23 protein-coding genes and 1 pseudogene are annotated in these 26,821 nt (G+C 32.7%); 4 read left to right on the forward strand and 20 right to left on the reverse strand.

Going from position 1 to position 26,821, the window contains the following annotated elements; translation table 11 throughout:
• Positions 1–46: 46 nt before the first annotated feature.
• The 5 genes from C8C83_RS25205 to clpB form a co-directional block, all read right to left on the reverse strand.
• Positions 47–337: a type II toxin-antitoxin system RelE/ParE family toxin gene (locus C8C83_RS25205; RefSeq protein ID WP_121331273.1), complete on the reverse strand. Its 291-nt coding sequence runs from the start codon at positions 335–337 to the stop codon at positions 47–49.
• On the reverse strand, positions 337–582 hold the full coding sequence (locus C8C83_RS25210; protein WP_121331274.1) for a hypothetical protein: 246 nt from the start codon (positions 580–582) through the stop codon (positions 337–339). Before C8C83_RS25210 ends, C8C83_RS25205 begins: the two co-directional genes overlap by 1 nt.
• A 173-nt stretch (positions 583–755) precedes the next feature.
• Positions 756–1,169 (reverse strand): hypothetical protein, encoded by a 414-nt coding sequence (locus C8C83_RS25215; protein ID WP_121331275.1) that lies wholly within the window; start codon positions 1,167–1,169, stop codon positions 756–758.
• Positions 1,170–1,501: 332 nt separating this feature from the next.
• The gene (locus C8C83_RS25220; protein ID WP_121331276.1) at positions 1,502–2,392 is read right to left on the reverse strand and encodes a DUF808 domain-containing protein; all 891 of its coding nucleotides are present in this window, start codon (positions 2,390–2,392) and stop codon (positions 1,502–1,504) included.
• Positions 2,393–2,853: 461 nt separating this feature from the next.
• On the reverse strand, positions 2,854–5,457 hold the full coding sequence (gene clpB, locus C8C83_RS25225) for an ATP-dependent chaperone ClpB (RefSeq protein ID WP_121331277.1): 2,604 nt from the start codon (positions 5,455–5,457) through the stop codon (positions 2,854–2,856).
• A gap of 207 nt (positions 5,458–5,664) precedes the next feature.
• On the opposite strand from clpB, the gene ytxJ reads away from it, so the two are divergent.
• The gene (gene ytxJ, locus C8C83_RS25230) at positions 5,665–6,054 is read left to right on the forward strand and encodes a bacillithiol system redox-active protein YtxJ (protein ID WP_121331278.1); all 390 of its coding nucleotides are present in this window, start codon (positions 5,665–5,667) and stop codon (positions 6,052–6,054) included.
• A 117-nt stretch (positions 6,055–6,171) separates the two neighbouring features.
• Here ytxJ and C8C83_RS25235 read toward each other — a convergent pair whose 3' ends face one another.
• Both C8C83_RS25235 and C8C83_RS25240 read right to left on the reverse strand, forming a co-directional pair.
• Positions 6,172–7,335, reverse strand: coding sequence for a hypothetical protein (locus C8C83_RS25235; RefSeq protein ID WP_121331279.1), 1,164 nt, complete (start codon positions 7,333–7,335; stop codon positions 6,172–6,174).
• Entirely contained in the window at positions 7,332–8,333 is a 1,002-nt protein-coding gene (locus C8C83_RS25240; protein ID WP_121331280.1) for a DUF2157 domain-containing protein, read from the reverse strand. The genes C8C83_RS25235 and C8C83_RS25240 overlap by 4 nt, the downstream gene beginning before the upstream one ends.
• A 273-nt stretch (positions 8,334–8,606) precedes the next feature.
• Between C8C83_RS25240 and C8C83_RS25245 the strand changes: the two genes are divergently transcribed.
• A complete protein-coding gene (locus tag C8C83_RS25245; RefSeq protein WP_132011954.1) occupies positions 8,607–9,923 on the forward strand; it encodes a T9SS type A sorting domain-containing protein in 1,317 nt (438 codons plus the stop codon).
• 64 nt (positions 9,924–9,987) lie between these two features.
• Here the strand turns inward: C8C83_RS25245 and argH are convergent, their stop codons facing one another.
• The 13 genes and pseudogenes from argH to C8C83_RS25310 form a co-directional block, all read right to left on the reverse strand.
• A complete protein-coding gene (argH, locus tag C8C83_RS25250; protein WP_121331281.1) occupies positions 9,988–11,268 on the reverse strand; it encodes an argininosuccinate lyase in 1,281 nt (426 codons plus the stop codon).
• A gap of 320 nt (positions 11,269–11,588) precedes the next feature.
• Complete coding sequence (locus C8C83_RS25255; RefSeq protein ID WP_121331282.1) at positions 11,589–12,659, reverse strand: M20 family metallo-hydrolase; 1,071 nt, start codon at positions 12,657–12,659, stop codon at positions 11,589–11,591.
• 272 nt (positions 12,660–12,931) lie between these two features.
• Positions 12,932–13,705 carry an acetylglutamate kinase gene (argB, locus tag C8C83_RS25260; protein WP_121331283.1) on the reverse strand — a complete coding sequence of 258 codons (774 nt, stop codon included), beginning with the start codon at positions 13,703–13,705 and terminating at the stop codon, positions 12,932–12,934.
• Between the two features lie 93 nt (positions 13,706–13,798).
• Positions 13,799–14,746: an N-acetylornithine carbamoyltransferase gene (locus C8C83_RS25265; RefSeq protein ID WP_121331284.1), complete on the reverse strand. Its 948-nt coding sequence runs from the start codon at positions 14,744–14,746 to the stop codon at positions 13,799–13,801.
• Positions 14,747–14,837: 91 nt separating this feature from the next.
• A complete protein-coding gene (locus tag C8C83_RS25270) occupies positions 14,838–15,227 on the reverse strand; it encodes a GxxExxY protein (protein WP_121331285.1) in 390 nt (129 codons plus the stop codon).
• A 104-nt stretch (positions 15,228–15,331) separates the two neighbouring features.
• Positions 15,332–16,090 carry a glutamate 5-kinase gene (gene proB, locus C8C83_RS25275; RefSeq protein ID WP_121331286.1) on the reverse strand — a complete coding sequence of 253 codons (759 nt, stop codon included), beginning with the start codon at positions 16,088–16,090 and terminating at the stop codon, positions 15,332–15,334.
• Positions 16,091–16,278: 188 nt separating this feature from the next.
• Positions 16,279–17,490, reverse strand: a pseudogene (locus tag C8C83_RS25280) (glutamate-5-semialdehyde dehydrogenase); the annotation flags it as partial.
• Positions 17,491–17,569: 79 nt separating this feature from the next.
• On the reverse strand, positions 17,570–18,709 hold the full coding sequence (locus C8C83_RS25285; RefSeq protein ID WP_121331288.1) for an aminotransferase class III-fold pyridoxal phosphate-dependent enzyme: 1,140 nt from the start codon (positions 18,707–18,709) through the stop codon (positions 17,570–17,572).
• A gap of 43 nt (positions 18,710–18,752) precedes the next feature.
• A complete protein-coding gene (locus tag C8C83_RS25290; protein ID WP_121331289.1) occupies positions 18,753–19,223 on the reverse strand; it encodes a hypothetical protein in 471 nt (156 codons plus the stop codon).
• 76 nt (positions 19,224–19,299) lie between these two features.
• The gene (argC, locus tag C8C83_RS25295) at positions 19,300–20,277 is read right to left on the reverse strand and encodes an N-acetyl-gamma-glutamyl-phosphate reductase (RefSeq protein ID WP_121331290.1); all 978 of its coding nucleotides are present in this window, start codon (positions 20,275–20,277) and stop codon (positions 19,300–19,302) included.
• Positions 20,270–21,463 (reverse strand): argininosuccinate synthase domain-containing protein, encoded by a 1,194-nt coding sequence (locus C8C83_RS25300; RefSeq protein ID WP_121331291.1) that lies wholly within the window; start codon positions 21,461–21,463, stop codon positions 20,270–20,272. The genes argC and C8C83_RS25300 overlap by 8 nt, the downstream gene beginning before the upstream one ends.
• 64 nt (positions 21,464–21,527) lie before the next feature.
• Positions 21,528–22,169, reverse strand: a complete 642-nt coding sequence (locus tag C8C83_RS25305; RefSeq protein ID WP_121331292.1) for a GNAT family N-acetyltransferase — start codon at positions 22,167–22,169, stop codon at positions 21,528–21,530.
• A 659-nt stretch (positions 22,170–22,828) separates the two neighbouring features.
• On the reverse strand, positions 22,829–25,096 hold the full coding sequence (locus C8C83_RS25310; protein WP_121331293.1) for a M1 family metallopeptidase: 2,268 nt from the start codon (positions 25,094–25,096) through the stop codon (positions 22,829–22,831).
• Positions 25,097–25,282: 186 nt separating this feature from the next.
• On the opposite strand from C8C83_RS25310, the gene C8C83_RS25315 reads away from it, so the two are divergent.
• Together C8C83_RS25315 and C8C83_RS25320 are read left to right on the forward strand one after the other, a co-directional pair.
• Positions 25,283–26,134, forward strand: coding sequence for an aldose 1-epimerase family protein (locus tag C8C83_RS25315; protein ID WP_121331294.1), 852 nt, complete (start codon positions 25,283–25,285; stop codon positions 26,132–26,134).
• 11 nt (positions 26,135–26,145) lie between these two features.
• Positions 26,146–26,694: a GNAT family N-acetyltransferase gene (locus tag C8C83_RS25320; protein WP_121331295.1), complete on the forward strand. Its 549-nt coding sequence runs from the start codon at positions 26,146–26,148 to the stop codon at positions 26,692–26,694.
• Positions 26,695–26,821: the final 127 nt, after the last annotated feature.

Raw genomic sequence — 26,821 nt, forward strand, 5'->3', positions numbered from 1 at the left:
TTTAGTTTACTTACATCCATAAAAAAAAGAGCAATAAAACTCTTTTTTATAACTGTCTTATAGAATCTCGTTTTGAAGAAAATATTTTAATAATAAAAACTACACGTTCCTCTTCTAAATATAATATCTTGAAATCTCTAACAATAATTCTTCGGTATTCTGGTTCAATTTCATCTTTTTGATATTGTCCTGTAAAATGAATATCCTTTTTAATTTTTAAAATATCATTTTTAATATTATTCGCACCTTGAACTGATTTTTCTTTATAATAATTAAAAATATTTTTTAACTGATTTTTTGCTGAATCTGTCCAAATTATCTTCTTAACTTCACCCATTACCAATTCTCAGATTCTTTTTCTAAATCTTCCTGCGAAATCACGTTACCATTCTTAATATCTAACTTTGCAGCAGCCAATTCTTCTTTATAAATTGCTCTTGTAATAGGTTTTCCATCAACTGAAAATGCAACAATTTCTTCTTCCTGATAGCTTTCAATAACCGCTTTAACAACTTTCAAAAGACGTTCATCTGCAACATTTATATATTCTAAAATACTATCTCTTAATTCTAAAGCTCCCATAACTATGTTCTTTTAATAATTCAAAGATAGTCAATTTCAATCTTATTTGTTATAGCAATCCATAAACCACCTTGATAAAAAAACTAAAATAAAAAAAACCATCTTACATCAATTTAAAAAATTTAAATATCTGCAAGATGGTTTTTAACCTAAAAATTTATCGACTAAAAATACTAGTTTATAACTACTTTTTGAATTAAGAATTCAGTTGCTGATTTCTGAAATTTAATTTCAAAAGTTCCTTTTGCTGTCGCTTTAAATTTATAAACCGCTTTTTGAGGTTGCGGAATTTGTAATGTACAAACTTCTGCAGGATATTTAACTTCAACTCCAAATCCTTTTGATGCACCAATTGACACTTCTGTAAATTTACTGAATACACCACAAGCAGTTTCAGGAGTATAAGTTGCCTCATAGCTTAATTCGTCATTTACTTTTCCTGTTGCTGGTCCTGTAACTGCTGATACAAAAGAAATCTTTGTATTTGATGTAGGAGGAGTTGGTTTATCATCGTCGCTGCTACATGAAGTTAATGCAATTCCTAAAAATAATACTACTAAAACTGATTTAAGTTTAAAATTTTTCATATAAAATTATAATTAATTGTTAATTACTATGAAGATGCAGATGCGTTGCTTTGGTTGCTTTGCTAAAATGTTAAAAAAACAGAAAAAATTTCAAATAACTGTAAATCAAAAACTTACTTGATTAAAAAATTTTACGCAACTACAGTTATTTCTTATGAAAATTAAAATTTATCGCCTAGCCCCGGTAGAAACGGCATCCTTTTTTTTCGCTTTTTTGCGAAAAAAAAGATATAGTGGATGACGGGAATGGTGGTCTTTTGGAACTGATTATTTTGCTCCAAAAAAAAACACCACTCTTTCGAATGGTGTTTCTGAATATTTTTATAATGAGTTTATTCTGCTGAAACTTTCTTTGGAAGTACTTTTTTGATCAGATTTACGATTAATAAAACCACAAGTCCTAAAGCAAGTCCAATCACAAATTCTTTTATAATTGAAGGTAATGGTAATTCCGGAACGTAATGATGGAAAAAAGGAATGTAATGCACGAATATTCCGCCAGCAACCAAAAGCAATGCGATTGTACCAATTACAGTCAAACTTTTTATGACTAATGGAAGCGCTTTAACCAATATGTTTCCGATAAATTTTAATACACTTTTCTCTTTTTTACTGATTTGAATTAGCTTAAAACCAGCTTCATCCATTCTCACAATAAGAGCAACGATTCCATAAACTCCAATTGTTGCAATTACGGCAATTATTGAAACTACTACGATTTGTTGCGCAATTGGTTTGCCTATTACGGTTCCAAGAGCAATAATTACGATTTCTACAGAAAGAATAAAATCAGTTACAATTGCTGATTTTACTTTTCCTTTTTCGGCTTCGAGAATTTGTTCTTCGGTAAGGACTTCATCTGTAATTCCTTCTGATTTTTCGTGTTCGTGCGGGAATACAAATTCGTAGATTTTTTCTGCTCCTTCATAAGCCAGAAAAAGTCCACCAAGTACTAAGATTACAATGATTGCAACAGGAAAAAATGCACTTAATAAAAACGCGATCGGCAAAATGATTACTTTATTAAGAAGTGAACCTTTGCTGATTGCCCATAATACCGGAAGTTCTCTGGACGAGGCAAATCCTGAGGCTTTTTCAGCATTTACTGCTAAATCATCTCCTAAAATCCCTGCTGTTTTTTTTGCTGCAACTTTACTCATTACTGCAACATCATCCATAATTGCTGCGATATCGTCTAATAGTACGAAAAAACCTGATGCCATTATTCCTTTTTTGTTTTTAAAAACTGCGTAATTTACTGGCTTTTAGTCTCCAGTATAATTAGTGAGTTTGATTATTTATTAGTGCTAATCTAAGACTTTTTTGTCAATTTTTTCAACTAAAAATTAACTGCATTGTCCTAAAAGCACCCAAATAATTATGAAAACTAAAATAGTTCCAAAACATCCTCCGCCTAATTTCTTAGCGCCGTAACCTGCTATTAATCCTCTAAAAATATTGTTCATCGTTTTGCAATTAAGGTTATATTTCTTTTGATTGATCGTTAAATCAGTATTGTAAAGGTCAAGACTTTATTTGAAATTATTTTATATTACTTTTAAAAAAAGTTATATTATTTCCGAATTTTACTTCATCAATAAGCATAAAAAAAACACCATTCGCCGCAACGAATGGTGTTTCTATTAATTTATAAAGATGTACTTCAGTGCATCTTTACGGTAAATTATTTCGCCAGATGAGTTTGGTTTCTAAAAACCAATTGTCCATCAAAAGCATCAATTAAGATTATGCTGTCTGTAGTGATCTTTCCTGCCAAAATTTCTTTAGACAATTGATTCAGCACTTCTCTTTGAACAACACGTTTTACAGGTCTTGCACCAAATTGTGGATCATAACCTTTGTCTGATAAATATTTAATCGCTTCTGGCGTAGCATCCATTGTAATACCTTGTAATGCCAACATTTTTGTAACGCTCTTAAGCTGTAAACCAACAATTCTAGAGATATTATCGACCGTTAAAGGCGTAAACATCACAATCTCATCGATACGGTTTATAAATTCCGGACGTACGGTTTGTTTCAATAATCCCAAAACTTCCACTTTTGCAGATTCAGTTGCAGATTCTATACTTCCTTTTAAATTCTCAAATTTATCTTGTATAATCTGACTTCCCATGTTGGATGTCATGATGATAATTGTATTCTTGAAATCGGCCAAACGACCTTTGTTATCTGTCAAACGACCTTCGTCCAGAACCTGCAATAAAATATTGAAAGTATCAGGATGTGCTTTTTCGATCTCGTCCAGCAAAATTACTGAATACGGTTTTCTACGCACAGCTTCTGTCAATTGACCGCCTTCGTCATAACCTACATATCCTGGAGGCGCACCAACCAAACGGCTCACACTGTGACGTTCCTGATACTCACTCATGTCGATACGTGTCATTGCATTTTCGTCATCAAAAAGATATTCTGCTAAAGCTTTTGCAAGCTCGGTTTTACCAACTCCTGTTGTTCCTAAGAATAAGAAAGTTCCAACTGGTTTTTTCAAATCCTGCAAACCGGCGCGGCTTCTACGAACAGCATCACTTACGGCTTCAATCGCTTCTTCCTGACCTACTACACGTTTGTGCAATTCGTCTTCAAGATGCAAGAGTTTTTCACGCTCTGTCTGAAGCATTTTCATCACAGGAATTCCGGTCCATTTTGCTACAACTTCTGCGATATCTTCGCGGGTTACTTCTTCTTTAATCAAAGAATTACCCGATTGATATTCTTGCAATTGTTTCTGTAAAACATCAAGACGTTCTTGCGCTTCTTTAATTTTTCCATAACGAATTTCGGCTACTTTTCCGTAATCTCCGTCACGTTCTGCGCGTTCTGCTTCGTATTTAAAGTCTTCAATTTCTAATTTTACAGCCTGAATTCCGTCAACAACATCTTTTTCAGATTTCCATTTTGCATAGATTTCGTTGCGTTCTTCTTTTAAGTTCGCCAAATCCATGCGAAGGATTTTCAGCTTGCTTTCTTCTTTTTCACGTTTTATCGCTTCAATTTCGATTTCTAACTGCATGATTTTACGATCCAAAACATCTAATTCTTCTGGTTTTGAATTGATTTCCATACGCAGTTTCGAAGCTGCTTCGTCCATCAAATCGATCGCTTTATCCGGTAAGAAACGATTCGTAATATAACGTTGCGAAAGTTCAACCGCAGCAATAATTGCTTCGTCTTTTATCTGAACTTTATGATGCGTTTCATACTTTTCTTTGATTCCACGTAAAATCGAAATCGCACTTTCGGTATCTGGTTCATCGATTAAGATTTTTTGGAAACGACGTTCTAAGGCTTTATCTTTCTCAAAATATTTTTGATATTCATCTAAAGTCGTTGCTCCAATCGCTCTTAATTCACCACGAGCCAAAGCTGGTTTAAGGATATTTGCCGCATCCATTGCGCCTTCTCCTCCACCTGCGCCAACAAGCGTATGAATCTCGTCGATAAATAAAACGATATCACCTTCTGCAGCTGTAACTTCTTTTACAACCGCTTTTAAACGTTCTTCAAATTCTCCTTTGAATTTCGCACCGGCAATCAATGCTCCCATATCAAGTGAGAAAACGATTTTGTCTTTTAAGTTTTCAGGCACATCGCCGTCAACAATTCTATGCGCCAAACCTTCGGCAATAGCGGTTTTACCAACTCCGGGCTCTCCCACTAACATTGGGTTATTTTTTGTTCTACGGGTCAAAATCTGTAATACACGACGGATTTCTTCGTCACGACCAATAACTGGATCAAGTTTTCCGGTTCGTGCTAATTCGTTTAGATTTTTAGCATATTTATTTAAAGAGTTATAAGTTTCTTCAGCTGAAGCCGATGTTACTCTTTCTCCTTTACGAAGTTCTTCGATAGCTGCTTTTAAGCCTTTTCCGGTAACTCCCTGATCTTTTAAAATTTGTGAAACTTTACTTTTTGAATCAAAAATTGCCAAAATTAAATGTTCGATAGAAACATATTCATCGTTCATTTTTTGAGCAATAATCTCAGCTTCATTAAGCATTTTGTTTGCGTCTCTGGAAAGCATAATATCGCCTCCCGAAACTTTAGGAAAACTTTGAATTGTACTGTCTAATATTTGTAAAAACAACGGAACATTAACATTCAGCTTTTTCAAGATAAACGGCGCAACATTTTCGTCTACTTCAAAAATAGCCTTAAAAATGTGTTCGTTTTCTATCTGTTGCTGTCCGTTGCGTTGGGCCAATTGCTGTGATAGCTGAATGGCTTCCTGCGACTTAATTGTAAATTTATTTATGTTCATATGTATGTGATTTATGATTGATTTTACTTATAAATTTCGATACCATTAAAATTACAATTTATTGGATTAAATTTTTAACTTTAAATGATATAACTTTGCTTCAGATCTTTCAAATTATATTCCACACTAAAAATAAAGACAAAATGTCGCTAAAAATCAGATTTTCATCCATTTTTAACGTCAAAAAGTCATAAAACACGCCATAATATGAGTTTTTTAAATTCAATCTTCGGAAATTCAGAGAATACAGATTCTCCAAAAAGTAATGTAAACTGGACAGAATTAACTGATTTAGTTCAATTAGCAGAAATAGAAGCAATATCTAATGAAAAGCCAGTTGTGATTTTCAAACACAGCACAAGATGCAGCATTAGCCGAATGGCTTTGAAACAATTTGAACGCGAATTTGATTTGAATGAGACTGTCGATGCTTACTTTTTAGATTTAATTGCACATCGCGATATTTCAAATGAAATCGCAAACAGATTCAATGTTTATCACGAATCTCCGCAACTTATTCTAATTAAAAACGGAAAAGCTGTTTACGATGTTTCGCACAGTGATATCGATGCAATTGCTTTGAAAGAGAAAGTATAATTTTTTAATCGAAAAATGATTTTTGTAAAAAGTGAGATGTAGATTAAACAAACCTACATCTCACTTTTTACATTTTACATTTTACAAAAGACTTTTTACAAAAGACTTTTTACAAAACTAAAAAGTTCCTTCTGAACCACCGCCGCTAAAACCTCCGCCTCCAAAATCCATTGGAGATTCTGATTTTACTTCTGGTTTTAAACCAACTGTTGAAGCTACAATTAAGGCTTCGGCATTAAGGAAAACATTCGAACTATTGATTCTGTCCGGTTTAAAAGTCAAACCACTTTCTTTATTTTTTAAATTTCGAATAGAAAAATAAGCGATTGCAAACAAAACTAATCCTCCTAATGTCAATGCTATTTCTATAGGTAAAACCGAATAATAGAATCTAATCGTGTAAATTGAAAATCCTATTGCCAGAAAACTAATCCAAAGCATAATTCTATCTTTTGTTTTTAAAGCTTTCGCCAAATAAACAATAGGAACAATAAATGTAAATGCGTAAAAGAAAATCGCAAACGGAATATCTTTTCCGGAAGGAACTTCATTTCCTAAAAGCATTACCGAAAGCTCTCTAACAACGAGATAATTACAAGAAAGATAAAACAATATTAAACAGAAACTATTGGCAAGTAAAAGCCCATTATAGTAATACCTTTCCTTGAGATTGCTAATTAATTTTTTAGTGAAAAAGTAAAATACAGCAGAAACTATCATTGCTGCGAATGGCAAAATAGTCTTTCCGACAGGACCAAATTCAAATAAGCCATAAAATAAAACTGCAGCAGAAGCTAAACAAAAAACAAGCAAAGACAGTAGATGCAGATATCTTCTATACACTCCGAAAGAAGCAATTGCAACAAATATGGCAATTATCAATTCATAACCTTCTGTAGTTATAGCGATTGCAAACCCAACATTTAGAATCGCTCCCAAACAAAATGCATCTTCTAAACCGTGTCCATAATATTCTTGATTAGCTAATAATTCTGCACCTATAAAACCTACAATTGCAAAAAGATAACAGCAAATATTAAAAAAGGATTGTTCGCCACTAAGACCAAATAATGAAATTGCGCCGCATACCGATAAATACAAAAATGAGCCTAATAAAAAGAATCCTAATCGAACCAAAATATTACTGTTTACTTTAAAATCCGGAAGTTCTTTTTTAATTAAATCTCTTTGTTCTTTACTTATAAAACCTGCTTCTTTTAAAGAATTTGCTTCTTCAAGCAAAGCCAAATCATCTAAAAATTGTTTATCGTATACTATCATTTTGCAATTTCTTTATTGAAGTTTTTAATAAGTTTAATAAATAAGACTATTGAACCAATGAAATAAGCCGGTAATATCATAACAAACAACATCCAGACATCTGAAAAATCAATATGCTCAAAAACTCTGAACAAGAATATATTAAAACCTATATAAGCATAGACAATCATAAAAACATATAACGAAATCGCCTTGAGATTATGACTTACTTTATAAAAATAATACGATGAACCCGCCAAAACAAAAGCAAAAATTAACCAAATTCCTTCGTTGTAATAATCAAGTAAATTATGGATCGATGCTATACTTATAATATGCAAAGCAAATGTGAGATAGATAATATTGAAATGTGTTTTTAACTGAATTCTTGTGCTGTAAATAGTCCATAAAATCAGTAAAACGCCCAATATTATTGCAGAATAACTTAAACTTTGCTCAGCATAAAAATTTGTATTATTTAATAAATCCTGAGGTGTTACCGAAAGTCCAATATAAGCCGCCAAACCTGTAATAGCAATAGTCAGAACACTTTTATTATCGAAATAATACGCACAAAAGAAACTGACCACCGTTGGAATTAAAGTTGCTAATCCATAATGTGTACCGAAAGGTTTGTATTGAAATTGTAAATAACCTATAAAAATACAAGTCAGAATATTAGCCAATAAAACTAAATATTCCAGAACAGGATGTTCAAAAGTAGTTTCGGTTTTCTGAAAGCCTTTTGCGTCTTTAAAACAAAAATAAAAACAAATTGCAATGATAATTAACAATATCGAAAGTATCGCAATATGACCAATACTATCAATGTTTTTATAAATCAAAATCCCGATTCCTGATGTAAATAACAAAACCGATAAATAGAGAAAAAATTTCAATTCGGCGTTTAGCGAAAAAATATTCAGATTGCGATAGGAAGTTATTTCCTGATACTGATGCTCTGTTATCAGGTTTTTATCCAAAAGCGCTTTAGTGGCTTGGTCGTCAAACTTATTCATAGTTACTTTTATAAAAGTGTAAATCAAAAATAGTGTTTTTTTATCATCGATAAATTTTAATTTGTAAATAAAAACCTGCTTCAGATGAACGAAAAAAAAATGAATATTTATAAAAACATATAATTAATACCGGTAATTTTTAAAGATAATTTACCAAAATCCAAAAAATGTATTTTAAACATTTAAAATTAAACTTTATTAATTAATTTCGAACAATCGATTACAATAGATCCCAAATCTACTTTTATTAAACTTAAATTAATTAACTTAAAAATGAAAAGAAATCTACTTCTGTTACTATTTTTACTGAGCTTATCAGTTTCTTCACAAAATTATTACATGACTGCACCTGAAGGATTTGGTGCCGCAGCAACGGGTGGTGGAACTTCGACTCCTGTTACTGTTTCTAATTATTCTGATTTAGTAGCAAAACTTAAATTGACTACTAAACAAGTAATCCTGATCTCTGGATCAATAAACTGCAGTTTTACCAGTTTACTCGTTAATGACAAAACTATTATTGGACTACCGGGAGCAAGATTGATAAATACAGATCAAACTGCTGCGGGATCCGGAATTCTTAATTTGAAACCCGGATCTAATAATATCATAATAAGAAACCTGATTTTTGAAGGTCCGGGAGCTTATGATGTTGATGGTCATGATAATTTCACATCTGAAGCTACCAATATTTGGGTAGATCACTGTGAATTTCAAGACGGAATGGATGGTAATTTCGACAATAAAGGAGCAGCCGATAATGTTACTATTTCGTGGTGTAAATTTACCTATTTAAAAACACCTAAAGCCGGAGGTTCCGGTGGTGCAGATGATCATAGATTTTCAGATTTAGTAGGTTCTTCAAAAACCGATGCTCCTTCTGACGGTCATTACAGCATTACTTTTAAAAACTGTTATTGGGCTGAAGGTTGTAGAGAACGTATGCCACGTGGAAGAAATGCTGAACTTCACATTCTAAATTGTTATTATAATACGTCTGTATCCGGCTCATTGGGAATTGGTTTAGGCGGAGGAAATAACAATACAACTTGTTATGTAGAAGGTACAGATTTTGCTAAAATTGGTACCGTGTTCAAAAATTATATCAGCACTGATGGAGGAACGGTTGGTGTTACTTTTTCGGACTGTCTTAAAGCGCCCGAAGGTTATGGCGATGCTGTTAGTAAACCTTCATATGCGTATTCCAGCTTTCCGGCTACAGAAGTTGCTAACTATTTAACGAATACTTCATGCGGCGCTGGTGCAACTCTTCAGGTTACTGCTGATGGAAAAATAAGCTCGGCTTGTACCGCTTTTTTAGGAATTAGCGATAAAACAATTGATCTGGATTTTAAATATTATCCAACGCTTATTGATAGTTTATTAAATATCCAATTTTCTAATAGTGAAAACGGAACTGCTCTTATAAGTATATTTTCTTCAAACGGCTCTAAAGTCTACTCCAATTCAAGAAACATTTCATCTGAGGAAAATTTAGAATTAAATGTCGGAAATCTTGCTGAAGGAACTTATATCTGCAAAATTCAGATTGAAAACAGAATTAAAACATTTAAGGTTGTCAAAAAATAATTCCCAAATAAAAACCGATTTGTATCAGATACAAATCGGTTTTTTTATTTAAAAGCAAATTCTCTTAATAAGCTGCTTTCATTTTGTCTTTAATAGCATCTAAACACAAATTATTGATACTTCCTTCGTGCGTATGTTTTGTTTCTTTTGGAGATTGGTACGTTCCTGCTTCCAGTTGTTCAGCAACGGCTTTGTATGCATCTCTAAAAGGCATTCCTGCAACAACCATTTCATTTAAAGTATCAACTGTAAACAAATAATCGTATTTTTTATCTTTTAAAATATTATCTTTTACTGTGATATCTTTTACAGAGAAAATCGCAATATCTAAACACGCTTTCAGGTTTTGAAGTGCCGGAAATAAACCTTCTTTCAAAAGTTGTAAATCTCTGTGATAACCACTTGGCAAGTTATTCGTAATTAAAGTTATTTCGTATGGAAGTGCCTGAATCTTATTGCATTTTCCTCTGATTAATTCAAAAACATCAGGGTTTTTCTTGTGTGGCATAATACTAGAACCTGTTGTAAGATGTGCAGGTAAGCCAATGAAATCAAAGTTTTGGCTCATATACAAACAAACGTCCATTGCAAATTTTGATAAAGTTCCTGCAACACTTGCCATTGCAAATGCAACGGTTTTCTCTGCTTTTCCGCGGCTCATTTGTGCTGCAACAGCATTGAATTTCAAAGTTTCAAATCCTAATTCCTGCGTTGTAAATGTTCTGTTGATTGGGAACGAACTTCCGTAACCTGCTGCAGATCCTAACGGATTTTGATCAACAATTTTTGAAGCTGCGTTTAACATTGCAATGTCATCAATAAAACTTTCGGCGTAAGCAGAAAACCACATTCCGAATGACGATGGCATTGCGATTTGTAAATGCGTATATCCTGGCAATAAAACATTTTGATGTTTCTCTGCCGATTCCATTAACAAGTCAAATAATGTTTTTACTTGTTCTTTTAAGGCTTTTAATTCGTCTTTCAAATACAAATGAACGTCAACTAAAACCTGATCGTTACGAGAACGCGCGGTGTGGATTTTCTTTCCGGCATCGCCAAGTTTTACAGTCAATAAATATTCTATTTTGGAATGTACATCTTCAAAACTGTCTTCAATTTCGAAGTTTCCTTTTTCAACGTCAGCGATGATTTCATTTAAAGCATCAACCAAAGAAGTTGTTTCTTCTTCAGTTAATAAACCAATTTGACCCAACATTTTAGCATGCGCAATAGAACCTAAAGCATCGTATTTTGCCAAAACTAAATCCAGTTCACGATCGTTACCAACGGTGAAATGTTCGATTTGTTTATCTGTTGGTATTCCTTTTTCCCAAAGTTTCATAGGTTTTGTTTTTTAGACTTCTTAGATTTTTAGATTGTTAGACATCTTAGATTTCTGGACTATTTAGATTATTTTCTTTAAGCCGTATTTCTTTGAATTTGTTCTCTAATTTGTTCTAATGTTGTCGTTTATACAGTTGTGTTTCTAGCCCCCGATAGTCCCGAAGTCTCGGGAGAAATCCTTTTATTTTTTTCCTTTAAAAAAATAAAAGATTACTTCACTTAATTCTCATTTTAATCGGAGTTCAGGGAACTCCGTTTGGAACGAATAGCGGGAAATAGCTCCTAATCCTTCGACTTCGCTCAGGACAAAGATTAATATTATAATTTAAAGAAATCAGTTAGTATTTTGATATACAAGTCGATTCCTTCTTCGATTTCGTTGATGAAAATAAATTCGTCTGCTGAATGTGAACGCAAAGTTTCGCCTGGTCCAAGTTTTAAAGACTGACAACTCAAAACAGATTGATCTGAAAGTGTTGGCGAACCATAAGTTGTTCTTCCTAAAGCGATTCCGGCTTGTACTAAACCATGTTCAACCGGAATTGACGATGCATTTAAATGCATGGATCTTGGTGTTACTTCGGCATTTACGTTTGCTTTTACAACTTCTAAAATCTCAGTATTTGAATAACGATCTGTTACACGAATATCGACAACCAAATCGCATTCTGATGGCACCACATTATGCTGTTTTCCTGCATTGATTTGCGTTACGGTCATTTTTACAGGACCTAAAACATCAGAGATTTTGTCGAATTTATAGTTTTTAAACCATTCCATTACCGGAATTGATTTGTAAATTGAATTATCATCATTTTGATGTGCGGCATGGCTTGCAGTTCCTTTTACTTTTACGTCAAGAACTAAAAGGCCTTTTTCTGCAACAGCCAGTTGCATTAAAGTAGGCTCGCCCACAATCGCGCAATCTAACTCTGGCAAATGTTGTAAAACACTATTTAAACCGTTTTTTCCGCTGCTTTCTTCTTCTGCTGAAGCTACAATTACAATGTTATGAGATAAATTTTGGTTCTCATAAAAATGCACAAAAGTCGCCAATAAAGAAACCAGACATCCTCCGGCGTCATTACTTCCTAAACCGAATAATTTGCCGTCTTTTTCAATAGCTTTAAACGGATCGTTTGTGTACGCTTGATTTGGTTTTACGGTATCGTGATGTGAATTCAGTAAAAGTGTCGGTTTATTTTCGTCGAAATATTTATTGAAAGCCCACACATTATTATTTTCTCTTTTAAAAGGAATTTCGTTTTGATTGAACCAATTTTCTATTAAAAGTGCTGTTTGATCTTCTTCGCTTGAAAATGAAGGGGTTTCAATCAGGCTTTTTAATAATGCTATGGCTTCTTTGGTAAGCGTTTCTATTTTCTTCATAGTTGTGTAGGTTCTCTGCCGTGATCCCGATAGCTATCGGGACAAAGTCACAAAGTTTTTTGATTAAATCTGTGACGATTTTAATTTGCGCAAATTTCTTAAATTAAAATTTAAAAGTACTGCGCAGTTCTGTTTTTTTGCCACTAATTGCACGAATTTTCACAAATTATCTTTTTGTTAAAGATTTAAAATCAAAATAAACTTTTTAATGTACGACTAAAATTATTTTCTCTTTTAAAAGAAAAAATTAGAGTCAATTCGCGCAACATCTTTTATAATGTAATAGTTGTATGTAAAACGTCTGGATTTTGAAGCATCTTATGATGTCCAATTTTAATTTTCTGAACCCCTCTTGATAAACTATTGAAACAGTTATCCAGTTTTGGAATCATTCCGGAATGGATTACTTTTTCTTCTTTTAGTTTATTGTATAATTCTTCGTTAATTTCTGTTATTACAGATGAATCATCTTCTGAATCTTGCAAAACTCCTTGTTTTTCAAAACAATATGTCAATGTAACATCAAAAACTTCAGACAATGCGATAGATAATTCGCTTGCAATAGTATCAGCATTTGTGTTTAATAATTGTCCGTTTTTATCATGTGTGATGGCGCAGAAAACAGGAACAATTCCTGTTTCTAATAATGTCGTTAGTAATTTGGTATTAACCTGTTTTACGTCACCTACAAATCCGTAATCGATTGTTGGATGATTTCGTTTTACTGACTGAATTAAATTTCCGTCAGCTCCAGAAAAACCAATTGCGTTATTATCTTTAGCTTGCAATTGCGCCACAATATGCTTGTTGATTTGTCCGGCGTAAATCATCACGACAACATCAAGCATCGGCGCGTCTGTTATTCGACGTCCGTCGATCATTTGCGGAACCAAACCAATACTTTGAGCCATTTTTGTGGCCGATTTTCCTCCGCCGTGAACTAAAACTTTATGTCCTTCGATTTTCGAAAAATCAGTTAAGAATTGTTCTAACTCGGCTGGATTGTCGATGATGTTTCCACCAATTTTTATTACTTTAACTTCCATGAGGTTCTAAGTTACTAAGGTTCTAAGGGACTAAGATTTTATTCAATAGTTTCTTAGCATCTTAGAAACTTAGAACCTTAGTACCTCAAAAAATTACATTTTTTTCAAAATCTTTTGCAAAACTAATTGTGCCGAATACGTTCTGTTATTCGCTTGCTGAATTACGATTGAATTTTCGCTGTCAATCACTTCATCGCTTACAATTACGTTACGACGAACGGGAAGACAGTGCATGAATTTTCCGTTATTGGTTAGCGCCATTTTTTCGGCTGTAACAGTCCAATTTGGATCTATGTTAGTTACTTTTCCGTAATCATTGAAATTACTCCAGTTTTTTACGTAAACGAAATCGGCATTTTCGAAAGCTTTATTTTGATCGTATTCGATTTTGCAATCTTTCGTGATTTCAGAACTTAGTTCGTAACCTTCCGGATGTGTGATTACAAAATCCATATCTTTTTGCATTTGCATCATTTCTACGAATGAATTTGCAACGGCTTGTGGTAAAGCTTTTGGATGCGGCGCCCAAGACAAAACTACTTTTGGTTTGTGTTTTGTTTTGTATTCTTCCATTGTAATCGCGTCCGCCAAAGATTGCATTGGGTGACGAACAGCGCTTTCCATATTTACGATTGGCACTGTTGCGTGTTTTAAAAATCCCGAAATAACAGTTTCTTGATAATCTTTTTCCTTGTCTACTAAACCTGCGAAAGCACGAATGGCAATAATATCACAATATTGAGACACTACTTCTGCTGCTTCTTTAATGTGTTCTGAAGCACCAGAATTCATAACTGCTCCATCTTCGAATTCTAATGTCCATCCTTCGTTAGTGAAATTCATCACCATAACATTCATTCCTAAGTTTATCGCGGCTTTTTGAGTACTCAAACGCGTTCTTAAACTCGGATTGAAAAATAGCATTCCTAAGGTTTTGTTTTTTCCTAAGGCTTGATTTTTAAGCGGGTTCTTTTTGATTTTTAATGCGCTTTTTACCCATTTTGATAATGAGTCTATATCTTTTATTGAAATATAATTCATGTCTTTTTGTTTTTTTCTTATTTAACTATCTAAAAATTTGACGCGGATTTTACTGATTCGCTTTGCGAAGACGCGGATTTGTACGGATTTTTTATATTCTTAACTTTCTAGTGTTTTCGAATATTTTCCGTTTGAATTCTGGCTTTGTTCCAAAATTCAAAAGTAAACCTACTTCGCAATTTGTTCCTTTTAAATAATTCAAAATTTGATTTTCAAATTCTACTATTATACAATTAGCTGCTTTTAATTCTAATATGATTAAATCTTCCACAATTAAATCCGCATAATATTCTCCAACTTCACTTCCTTTATAATATACTTTAATCTTCTTTTGTGCTTCAACTTTAAGACCTTTATTTTTAAGTTCTAAATACAACGAATTTTGATAAACTCTTTCTAAAAATCCATGCCCTAATTCATTATATACTTCATAAAAAGTTTTAATAATGATATCTGTCAAATCTTGATGTAATAATTTCATTTTTAATTTTGAATGAAATATACTACATTAAAATCAAAGCCAAATATAAAATCCGTTTAAATCAGCGTCTTCGCAAAGCGAATCCGTTTCATCCGCGTTCAATATCACACAATTCGAGTAAAAGGAATTTCGCCTTCTAATGCTTTTAAAATAAAATTATCATTTAAGCCGTTGACGATCCAGGTTTCGATGTTGGCGGCTTTTGCGATTCCGGCAGCTTCAATTTTTGATTGCATTCCGCCTGTTCCGTGTGATGATTTTGATTCTCCTATTTCTTTTTCTAAGACTTTTAAATCATTTACTAATTGAATCGTTTCAGGATTTTCATCATGAATAGAATCTTTCGTGTAAATTCCGTTTGTATTAGTGGCAATAATCAGAATATCAACATTTAAAAGAACCGCTGTCAATGCCGCTAATTTATCGTTATCTCCAAACCTGATTTCATCAGTGGCAACAGTATCATTTTCATTAATAATCGGAATGTAATTGTTCTCGACCAAAACGTTTATGGTATTGACAATATTTACTTTTGACTGATCTTTTTCAAAATCTGAATAAGACAATAAACATTGCGATGTCAATAATCCTAAATCGCTGAAATTCTCATGGAAAATCCGCATTAAATGTGGCTGTCCAATTGAGGCTAAAGCTTGCTTTAATGCAATTTCTTTTCCTTTACTTTCAAGTTTTACAAATTGTTTGGCGGCTGCAATGGCTCCGGAACTCACGATTACAAATTCGTAATCTTTGTTAAGAGCGGCAATTTGCATGCCTATATCTTCGATCTTTCCCCGCGAAATATGATTGGTTTCTTTGGTTAAAGTATTACTTCCTATTTTTAATAAAATCCTTTTTTTCATTGTTGTTGTTTTTGCCACGAAGGCTCAAATGCACTAAGTTTTTATATTGTAAGCGTTTTTTACCGCAAAGTTCGCAAGGTTTTTACATTGTTCGTGTTTACAAACGCTAATAAGTTCGCAAAGCTTTGTCTTTATATAAATCCAGTAATCTAAAATTCTAAGAAGTCTAACAATCTAAGAAAGTCTAACTATCTAATTTGTCCTTCTCCGTAAACGTACCATTTGTTTGTTACCAAATGCTGTAAACCAATTGGTCCTCTTTGATGTAATTTATCTGTGCTTATCGCTAATTCTCCGCCTAATCCAAATTGCCCTCCGTCTGTGAAACGGGTTGAAGCATTTTGATAAACTGCGGCTGTATCAACGGCATCCATAAATTCTTGAGCTGCTTTGTCGTCTCTGGTAATAATTACCGCCGAATGTCCGCCACAATATTTATTGATTTTATCAATTGCATTTTCTTCAGAATCAATGGTTCCGATTACGATTTTATAATCCAGAAACTCTTCATACCAGATATCTTCGTTTTGAAGTGTTTCTGTATCTTCAAAACTCTCTAAAGTTTTATCAACGATTACTTCTACATTAGATTCTTTTAAAGTTTCGATCAAAATAGCTGTAAAACCCTCAAAATTGGGTAATTTAGAATCTATTAAAACTTTATCAACTGCATTACAAGCCGAAATTTTAGAGGTTTTGGCATTCAAAATTATTTTTAAAGCCAAATCTGTATCTGCATCTTTATGAACATAAACAAAATTGTTTCCGCGTCCGCTTACAATTACCGGACAAGTTGCGTGGGCTTTTACAAACTCGATTAATTTTTCTCCTCCTCTTGGAACAATTAAATCTACTTTTTGAGTTGGTTTTTCTAAGAAAGCCTGAGTTTCTGTTCGATTATAATTCAAATATTCAACCCAATCTTTTGAAACTCCGTTTTCTTCTAAAGCTTTATGCCATAAATCAACAATTTTTAAGTTTGATTTTAAAGCTTCTTTTCCTCCTTTTAATAAAATCTTATTTCCGGATTTAAAGGCAATTCCTCCCGCTTCAATTGTAACATCTGGGCGAGATTCATAAATGATTAAAATCGTACCAAAAGCTGCCGTTTTATTAATGACTTTTATTCCATTATCATGAACAAAATGAAAACGTTCTACTCCAACCGGATCTTCCTGAGAAGCTAGTTGATTTAAAGATAAAATCATCTCGTCGACTTTTTTATCATCTACTTTCAAGCGTTCTTCCATCGCTAAATCTGAGCCGTCGTAATCTGCAAGATCTTCCTGATTAGTCAAGATAATCTGACTCCGCTCCTGCTCGACCAGCTTTGCCATAGCGCGCAAAACCAGATTGCGTTTTTCAATTGATAATGGATTCATAATTTGTAGTTGGTTGGTTGTTTTTTTGGTTGTTTCTTTTTAATTGAAACTTATCTTATACCTAACAGGTTTTGGAAACCTGTTAGGATAGTCAAATTTAGTTTTGAAGTTCTTGTAAACTTTCTTTTAAAGCTACAATAAAAGTATCAATATCAGCTTTTTTCACTGTCAATGGCGGCAAAATTCTTAATAGATTTTTGTTGTTTGCACTTCCTGTAAAAATGTGTTTTTCGATGATTAGCTTTTTTCTTAAAGCTGCAACATCAAAATCAAATTCTACTCCAAGCATTAAACCTTTTCCTTTTACTTGTTTGATTCCGGAAACTTCTTTGATTTTTTCTAAGAAATATTCATAAACTTCGTTTACATTTTTTTGTAAATCTAGTTTTTCAATTACGTCTAAAACTGCAATTCCTGCTGCACAAGATAAATGGCTTCCACCGAAAGTAGTTCCTAATAATCCGAAACTTGCTTCAAATTTTGGTGAAATTAAAATCGCTCCAACCGGAAATCCATTCCCCATTCCTTTTGCAACTGAAATAATATCAGCGTTGATTCCGTGATGTTGAAACGCGAAGAATTTTCCGCTTCTTCCGTATCCTGATTGTACTTCGTCTAAAATTAAAACAACATCATGTTTTTTACATGCTTTTTCTAAAGCCTGAAAAAATTCTGTTGTTCCCTGATCTAAACCTCCAACTCCTTGAATTCCTTCGATAATTACTGCTGTAACATCTCCTTTAGCCAATTCAGCTTCAACTAATTCGATTTGGTTTAGAGGTAAAAAAGTAACTACTTGTTGTGCATTAATTGGTGCTACAATTTTTTTGTTATCTGTAACAGCAACGGCTGCAGAAGTTCTTCCGTGGAAAGAATTATCAAAAGCTACAACTCTTGATTTTCCATTATGGAAAGAAGCTAATTTTAAGGCATTTTCATTGGCTTCAGCTCCTGAACTGCATAAAAACAGTTCGTAATCTTCTAAACCAGAAAGTTTTCCTAATTTCTGAGCCAATTCAACCTGCAACGGATTCTGAATAGCATTCGAATAAAATCCTAAATGATCTAATTGATTCTTTAGTTTTTCTACATAATCAGGTTGCGTATGGCCAATTGAGATTACACCGTGTCCGCTGTATAAATCTAAATATTCTACTCCTTTGTCGTCTATAATTGTACAATCAATTGCTTTAACTGGAGTAATATTGTATAATGGGTAAACGTTGAATAAGTTCATGTTTTTTTGTTTATTTTTTAGGTTTCAAGTTTTGCATACAACACTATTTTAACCAGTTTTTTAATTCATCAATTTTTTCTTTTGCCGATTTTAAATATTCCAAATAAATAGTTCCATAAACATCAAGTTCATTCGCTCTATTTTCTTCATTTAAAAGAGGAATCGCAAGTATTCTATGTTTCTCTGCAAATTCTAAATCAATAGAAATAGAATAAATAGATTCTCGTAAATAATCTTTCAAATTTAAAAGTAAATCTAGCTGTGTAATCATTTTAAAATTAGGAATTTCATTAATCGAAATGCCATTAAATTCCCTAATTTCTCCGTCCGGCAATATTATTTTATTTTTTTCTATTAAAAATGGAGTAATTAATTTATCAATTTTAAAGATTTCAACTTTTAATAAGTTGAGAGCTTTTCTCCGTTGAGAATATTCTTGATATTTTAAAGTTCCTATCGATGATCCAAATCCAAGAACAACACCAAGTATTAATAAAATTATTTCATTTGTCATTTTTTTATTTTTATCAATTTTTAAATAATATATAGAACTAAAAAAACTTGAAACTTGAAACTTTAAACAATTTTTCCTAAAATCCGCTTGGTTTCAAATGTAAACCTGTGGTTTCTTCTAATCCGAACATTAAATTCATATTTTGAATTGCTTGTCCTGAAGCACCTTTGGTTAAGTTATCAATGATTGAAGTGATTAAAATCCGGTTTCCTTTTTTCAATAAACTAATGATACATTTGTTGGTTTGAACGACTTGTTTCATATTGATATTTGTCGTTGTAACCGTTACAAAAGGCTCATTTTTATAGAAATCTTGGTATTTGTCTACTAAATCTTCTAAGCTTTCTTCAGAAGTTGTATATAATGTTGCAAAAATTCCTCTTGTAAAATCACCTCTATTCGGAACAAAAATTAATTCATCTGAATAATCTGCTTGCAATTGATTTACACTTTGATTGATTTCTCCCAAATGTTGATGTTCAAAAGCTTTGTAATGAGACATATTATTGTTTCTCCAACTAAAATGCGAAGTTTCAGCAAGACTTACACCTGCACCTGTACTTCCGGTTGTGGCATTAATATGAACGTCAGATTTTAATAGATTATTTTTTGCTAATGGCAATAAAGCCAATTGAATCGCTGTTGCAAAACAACCTGGATTTGCTATATAGTTTGCTTTTTTAATCTCTGATTTATTCAATTCAGGTAATCCGTAAACGAATTCTTTTCCATCGAAAATAGCGTCTTTAGTTAGTCTAAAATCATTTCCTAAATCGATAATTTTAGTATGACTCGCAAACTTGTTTTCTTCCAAAAATGAAATAGATTTTCCGTGACCTAAACACAAGAAAACTACATTTACATCAGGATTTACAACATCTGTAAAGTTCATTTCGATATCTCCCATCAAATCATGGTGCGCCACAGAAAGCGGTTTACCCGAATTTGTCGTGCTGTAAACAAAGTCAATGTTTACCTTGGGGTGATACATCAAGATTCTGATAAGTTCTCCGGCCGTGTAGCCCGAACCACCAATTATTCCAACATTAATCATGAGTCAAATGGTTTACTGATGAAAATATATTTTGTGCATTTCCAAGAATTTTAATAAATCCTTTAGCATCGTCAGAAGTCCACGCATTATTCATTTCTCCGTATTGACCAAAACCTGTGTTCATCAAATCGTTTTTAGATTCGATTCCGTCAAGCGAAAAATGATATGGTTTTAATGAAACTGTTACGGTTCCGTTTACTGTTTTTTGAGTGTCTTGAAAGAAAGTTTCGATGTTTCTCATTACAGGATCCAAAAACTGACCTTCGTGAAATAACATTCCGTACCAGTTTCCTAGTTGTTCTTTCCAGTATTGTTGCCATTTACCAAGTGTGTGTTTCTCTAATAAATGATGCGCTTTGATAATGATTAAAGGTGCAGCAGCTTCAAAACCAACCCTTCCTTTGATTCCGATAATAGTATCTCCAACGTGAATATCTCTACCAATTGCATAAGCATTTGCCAGTTTTTCAAGTTTTACAATATTATTTTCAGGTAAGTCTTTTTTACCATTTAATGCTACTAATTCTCCTTGTTCGAAATGTAAAGTCACTTTTTCTTCTCCTTCTTTTTGCAATTGCGAAGGATAAGCTTCACTTGGTAACGGTTGGCTTGAAGTTAAAGTTTCTTTTCCTCCAACGCTTGTTCCCCAAAGTCCTTTATTGATTGAATATTGTGCTTTTTCCCAAGAATAATGTACTCCATTTTGAGCCAAGTAATCTACTTCTTCTTGTCTTGATAATTTTAAATCTCTAATTGGTGTAATAATTTCAATTTCCGGAGCAATGGTTTGGAAAATTAAATCAAAACGAATCTGATCATTTCCTGCACCTGTACTTCCGTGTGCAATTGCGCTTGCTCCTACTTTTTTAGCATATTTTATAGCTTCAATTGCCTGAAAAACACGTTCTGCACTTACTGATAATGGATATGTATTGTTTTTTAATACGTTTCCGAAAATCAAATATTTTATAGCTTTATCATAATATTTGTCAATGATAGTCAAATTGGCGTGTTGTGCGCTTCCTAATTCGTAAGCTCTTTTTTCAATTGCTGATAATTCTTCAGCATCAAATCCTCCTGTATCTACAAGTACGGTGTGAACTTCGTATCCTTTTTCATTTTTTAAATATTTCAAACAATACGAGGTATCTAATCCTCCACTATAAGCTAATACAACTTTTTTCATTTTTTATAATTTAGGCTAATACTTTCGTATGTAGCAAGTTTGAGATTTCTTTTTTAATTTATTCTTAGGTTAAAAAGATAAACGACAATAGTTTATTTAAGAATAAGGCTTGTTTTATTTTCTTTAATCTGCTTAAAACAGCTTCGTTAAAAGGATGTCTTGGCGGATCTTTTTGTTTTTCTTTCGGGTCGTACAACATTCCGGTGCAAAGACACATTTTGTTTTCTTTGCTTTGCAAAATTTGGTAATTGGTACATGTTTTACAACCTGCCCAAAAGCTAGGATCTGTTGTAAGTTCAGAGAAAGGCACAGGTTTATATCCTAAATCAGAGTTGATTTTCATTACAGCCAAACCGGTTGTAATTCCAAATATTTTAGCATCTGGATATCTTTTTAGAGAATAGTCAAAAACCTTGGATTTGATCTTTTTTGCCAAGCCTAAACTTCTATAATCCGGATGTACAATTAAGCCCGAATGTGCCACGAACTTGCCGTGTTGCCAACTTTCGATATAACAAAAACCTGCAAATTTTCCATCTGCTAAAGCAATCATTGCATCACCACTCGACATTTTTTTCTGAATGTATTCAGGAGTTCTTTTAGCAATCCCAGTACCTCTTAATAAGGCAGATGATTCTATTGTATCGCAAATTTCCTGTGCGAATTTAAAGTGTTCTTCCTGAGTAACAACAATAGAGATTTTCATTTCAATAGTTGAAGTTAGAGTTAAAAATTAAAACGTATTGTTTAGTTTGAAATCCTGAATTCAATCCAATAAAAATAGACAAAAAAGAAGTAACATTCTCAAAATCAAAAACTTGACTAAGAAAATTCAAAAAATAATATATACTTTTAGGATATGTTTGTCCAATGGACAAATTATGTGATTTCAAAATGAAAAATGAATATAAATAAATACGCGGCGAAAAACTCTGTGAATACTATAGAGATAGTATCCGTACTTCGGGAGAAGTTACAGGTGAGTTTGTCCGTGACAAAGAAGTTATATGTAAACTTATTTTATTCATCGCTTGCAAAAGTACACTATTTTTTAATTCACAAAACAAAAAATTAAAATTCTAACATTTTTTTAATGTAATGTTATTTTTTTTAAGGCTCTGAGGTTCTGAGGTACTGAGGTTCTAAGTTTTTTTTAAAACCTGAAACTTGAAACCTGAAACTTAGAACTTGAAACTTAGAACTTGAAACTTAGAACTTGAAACTTAGAACTTGAAACTTAGAACTTGAAACTTAGAACTTGAAACTTGAAACCGGAAACTTGGAATCTAAAACAAAACAAAAAACCCGATAGTTACAGAATAACTATCGGGTTTTAAATATTTTAGTATTGGATATTTCTAATTCTTACTTAGTAAACGGAATCGATTGTCCGTTGCCTAAAATTATCATATCAAAACCTGTTTTTGCTTCATTAAACTTAAATTTTAATCCAGCAGAAGTTGATTCAAATGTATCTTTTTCGTTCTCTACCGGTGTTACAGGAAACTTTGGATAGTTTGTAATCTCAGCAGTTAATGTGCTGTTTTTTTCTGTAAATTCAATTTTAAGCGGCGCTTTAGTTGTTGAATATACTCCTAAATAACCGTCTAAAATTATGTCTTTTTCTATTGTACTTTTTCCGGCTGTCCAGATATTATTTGCTTCATTATGATCCGGAAAAACATGATCAGGATCAAGCGTTATACTTTGAATTTCTTCTGTAGAATCATGTTTAAATGACCACACATTGTTACGTTGCCATACTTCTACAGGAACCGTAACTCTTGAAACTTTACCACTTTTTCCTTTAACATCTACAACGATTGGCATTGGCATTTTATCAAAATTTTCAACTGTAATTACAACTCCTTTTGACGGATCGTTTTTTACATATTTAATTGAATTTATACCTTGGTCAAAACGCCAGTTGTTAACGTACCAGCTTCTCCAGAACCAACTTAAGTCTTCACCTGCAACATTCTCCATAGATCTGAAAAAGTCATCCGGTTGTGGATGTTTGTAAGCCCAACGCTCTACATAAGTACGGAAAGCAGTATCAAAACGCTCTTTTCCTAGTATTTGTTCTCTTAAGATTATTAATCCTGAACTTGGCTTGAAATAACATAACATACCAATATTTGCTTCCTTCATATTATCAGGAGAACTCATGATAGTTTCTAAATCAGGTCTTGTAAAAGGCTCTGCTTCTTTGTGCAAATCTGATGGTGGATCATTATATTCGCCTTTATTAAATTCTGCAGTACTTAATGAGTTTATAAAAGTATTAAAACCTTCGTCCATCCAGGCAAACAATCTCTCGTTTGAACCTACAATCATAGGAAACCAAATGTGTCCGAATTCGTGATCTGTAACTCCCCATAAATCTTTTCCTTTAGATTCCCATCCGCAGAAAACAATCCCTGGATATTCCATTCCACCTTCATTTCCTGCTACGTTTGTTGCTACAGGATAAGGATATTCAAACCATCTTTTAGAATAGTTTTCAATCGCTGCTTTTACATATTCGGTAGAACGACCGTAACCATCTTTTCCGTCACTTTCAACAGGATAAGCTGATAATGCTAATACTTTTTTACCACTTGGTAAGTTAATTTTAGCTCCATCTAAAATAAAAGCCGGAGATGATGCCCAAGAAAAATCACGTGCATTTTTTATTTGATAATGCCATGTTTTTACAGCCGTAGCATTTGTAGTCGCGGTTGCAGCGACTTCAGAAGCAGAACGAATCGTAACTGTTTTATCGCTTTGAGAAGCTTCTTTGTAACGCTTAAATTGTTCAGCAGGTAATACTTCTGCTCCATTTAATAGTTCTCCAGAACCTACAACGTAATGATTTGCAGGAGTTGTAATTTTTACATCAAAATCTCCGTACTCCAAATAAAACTCAGAAGCACCTAAATAAGGAGCTGTATTCCAACCTCTTACATCATCATACACACACATACGTGGGTACCATTGTGCAATTGTGAAAATCTTACCATTTTTAGTTTCTAAAACTCCCATTCTGTCAGATCCTTCAAAAGGAGCGATGAACGAAAATTCAATTTTAATTTTTACAGAACCTCCTTTTGAAGCTAATTCTTCAGGAAGAAAAACTTGCATTCTGGTATCTGTAATTACATATTTTGCTTCAACTTCTGTTTTTTTCTTTCCAACAGAAATTACTTTTACTGATTTTATTTTATTTCCTCCGTCAAAAACCTGACCTTGAGCTCCGTTACGACTTCCTGTTAAAGGCACAATAGCGTTTCCTCTTGAATCTGCTTTGAATAAATTTTGATCTAAATACATCCAAACAAATGACAATTTATCCGGACTATTATTAGTATATGTAACTTCGTCTGTACCAATAATTTCGTTTGTAGTTCCGTTTAGCTTTGCTGTAATCTGATAATCAGCTCTGTTTTGCCAATACTCAACTCCTGGCTGACCGCTTGCAGAGCGCGTAGGCGTACCGTTTTTAGTGTAAAAATTTGGTGCAAACGCATCATGATAATTGTAATTATTAACTGGATTTACTGCTGTCCCCGCAGGCGTTTGTTGCGCCCAAACAGAAGAAATTCCAACAAAGAAAGCCATGGTTAAAAGGCCTTTTAAGGAATGCTTTTTCATATTTTTTAGCTGTTTATGTAGCAAATTAATGAAAAAAAAAGCTATCTACAGAGAAAACCTAAAAGATAAATTTAATTTTAGCAAAAATTTATCAAAAAAATATTTTAAGGCTTTTTCTTAGAAAAATAAAATTTATAAAATACATTTACATTCCTATAAAATTTAATTCACTTCAACTATAAAAAATTGAATACAACTATTTCAAATTCACAGATAAGTGCTTCTATTAAACATGCCGGAGCAGAATTATTTTCATTAAAAAACAATCAGAATAAAGAATTCATCTGGGAAGGTAATCCTGATTTCTGGGGAAAACATTCTCCTGTTCTTTTTCCGATTGTAGGAACTTTAAAAAACAACACTTATACTATTAACGGAACTGAATATCAATTACCAAGACACGGTTTTGCTCGTGATATGGAATTTCAATTGATCGAAAAAACCGAAAATAGTGCCGTTTTTTCATTAAAATATAATGAGGAAACATTGAAAAAATACCCTTTCTCATTTGAATTACAACTTATTTATACGCTTCAGGAATCTACATTAGACATTGAATACAAAGTAATTAATGAAGGTGATTCTAAAATGCCTTTTTCTATTGGAGCTCATCCTGCAATAGCTTTACCTGAAGCTTTTGAAAATTATGCGCTTGATTTTGAAGTAAATGAAGTTCTGGAATATTATATTTTAGAAAATGATTTAATTTCAAACAAAACAGAGGTTTTAGAAAGCACCGATAGTTTAGTTCCTTTAAATTATAAATTATTTGAAAACGATGCTTTAATCTTCAAAACATTACAATCAAATTCACTTACAATCCTCGAGAATTCGAAACCTTATGTAAAAGTTGCTTTTGAAGATTTTCCTAGTTTAGGAATCTGGACTAAAGAAAATGCTCCATTTATCTGTATTGAGCCTTGGCTTGGATATTCAGACACAGCTGAAAAATCTGGTGATTTATTTGAAAAAGAAGGCATTTTAGTTTTGGATGCTAATCAAACTTTCCAAGCAAAATTTAGTATACACATATTATAAAAAGTAAAGAAATGCTAGAATTCAATTTTAATCCATTTCCGGTTATAGAAACGGAACGTTTGATATTAAGAAGAGTTTCAAATGATGATGCTCATGATATTTTCATATTGCGTTCAAATCCTGAAACAATGAAATTCATCCCAAGACCTTTGTTGAAAAGTGCTGAAGATGCTCTTGTTCTTATTCAAGAGATTGAAGGTAAGATAAATACAAATATTGGTATAAATTGGGCAATTACACTAAAAGACAACCCTAAACTACTTGGCATAATTGGCTATTACAGAATGCAACCTGAAAATTATCGTGCTGAAATTGGATATATTTTGTTACCTGAATTTCATGGAAAAGGAATAATTCCTGAGGCTGTAAACCGATTAATTAAATTTGGTTTTGAAGATTTAAAATTACATTCGATAGAAGCCGTTATTGATCCTGAGAATTTTGCCTCTGAAAAAGTACTGCAAAAATGCGGCTTTGTAAAAGAAGCTCATTTAAAAGAATCTGATTTTTATGAAGGACGTTTTTTAGATAAGGTAATTTACTCATTATTAGAAAAGTAATTCCACTGGCTGTTTCTTACAGAAAAAACTTTATTAAAAATAGAGACCACGAAACAATAGTAAGTATTCTTATGCGTTATATTTGCACCCAAAATAATTAATGCAGCCTGCATTTCTTTATAATATG

The sequence above is a fragment of the Flavobacterium sp. 90 genome, from assembly GCF_004339525.1.
Taxonomy (GTDB): domain Bacteria; phylum Bacteroidota; class Bacteroidia; order Flavobacteriales; family Flavobacteriaceae; genus Flavobacterium.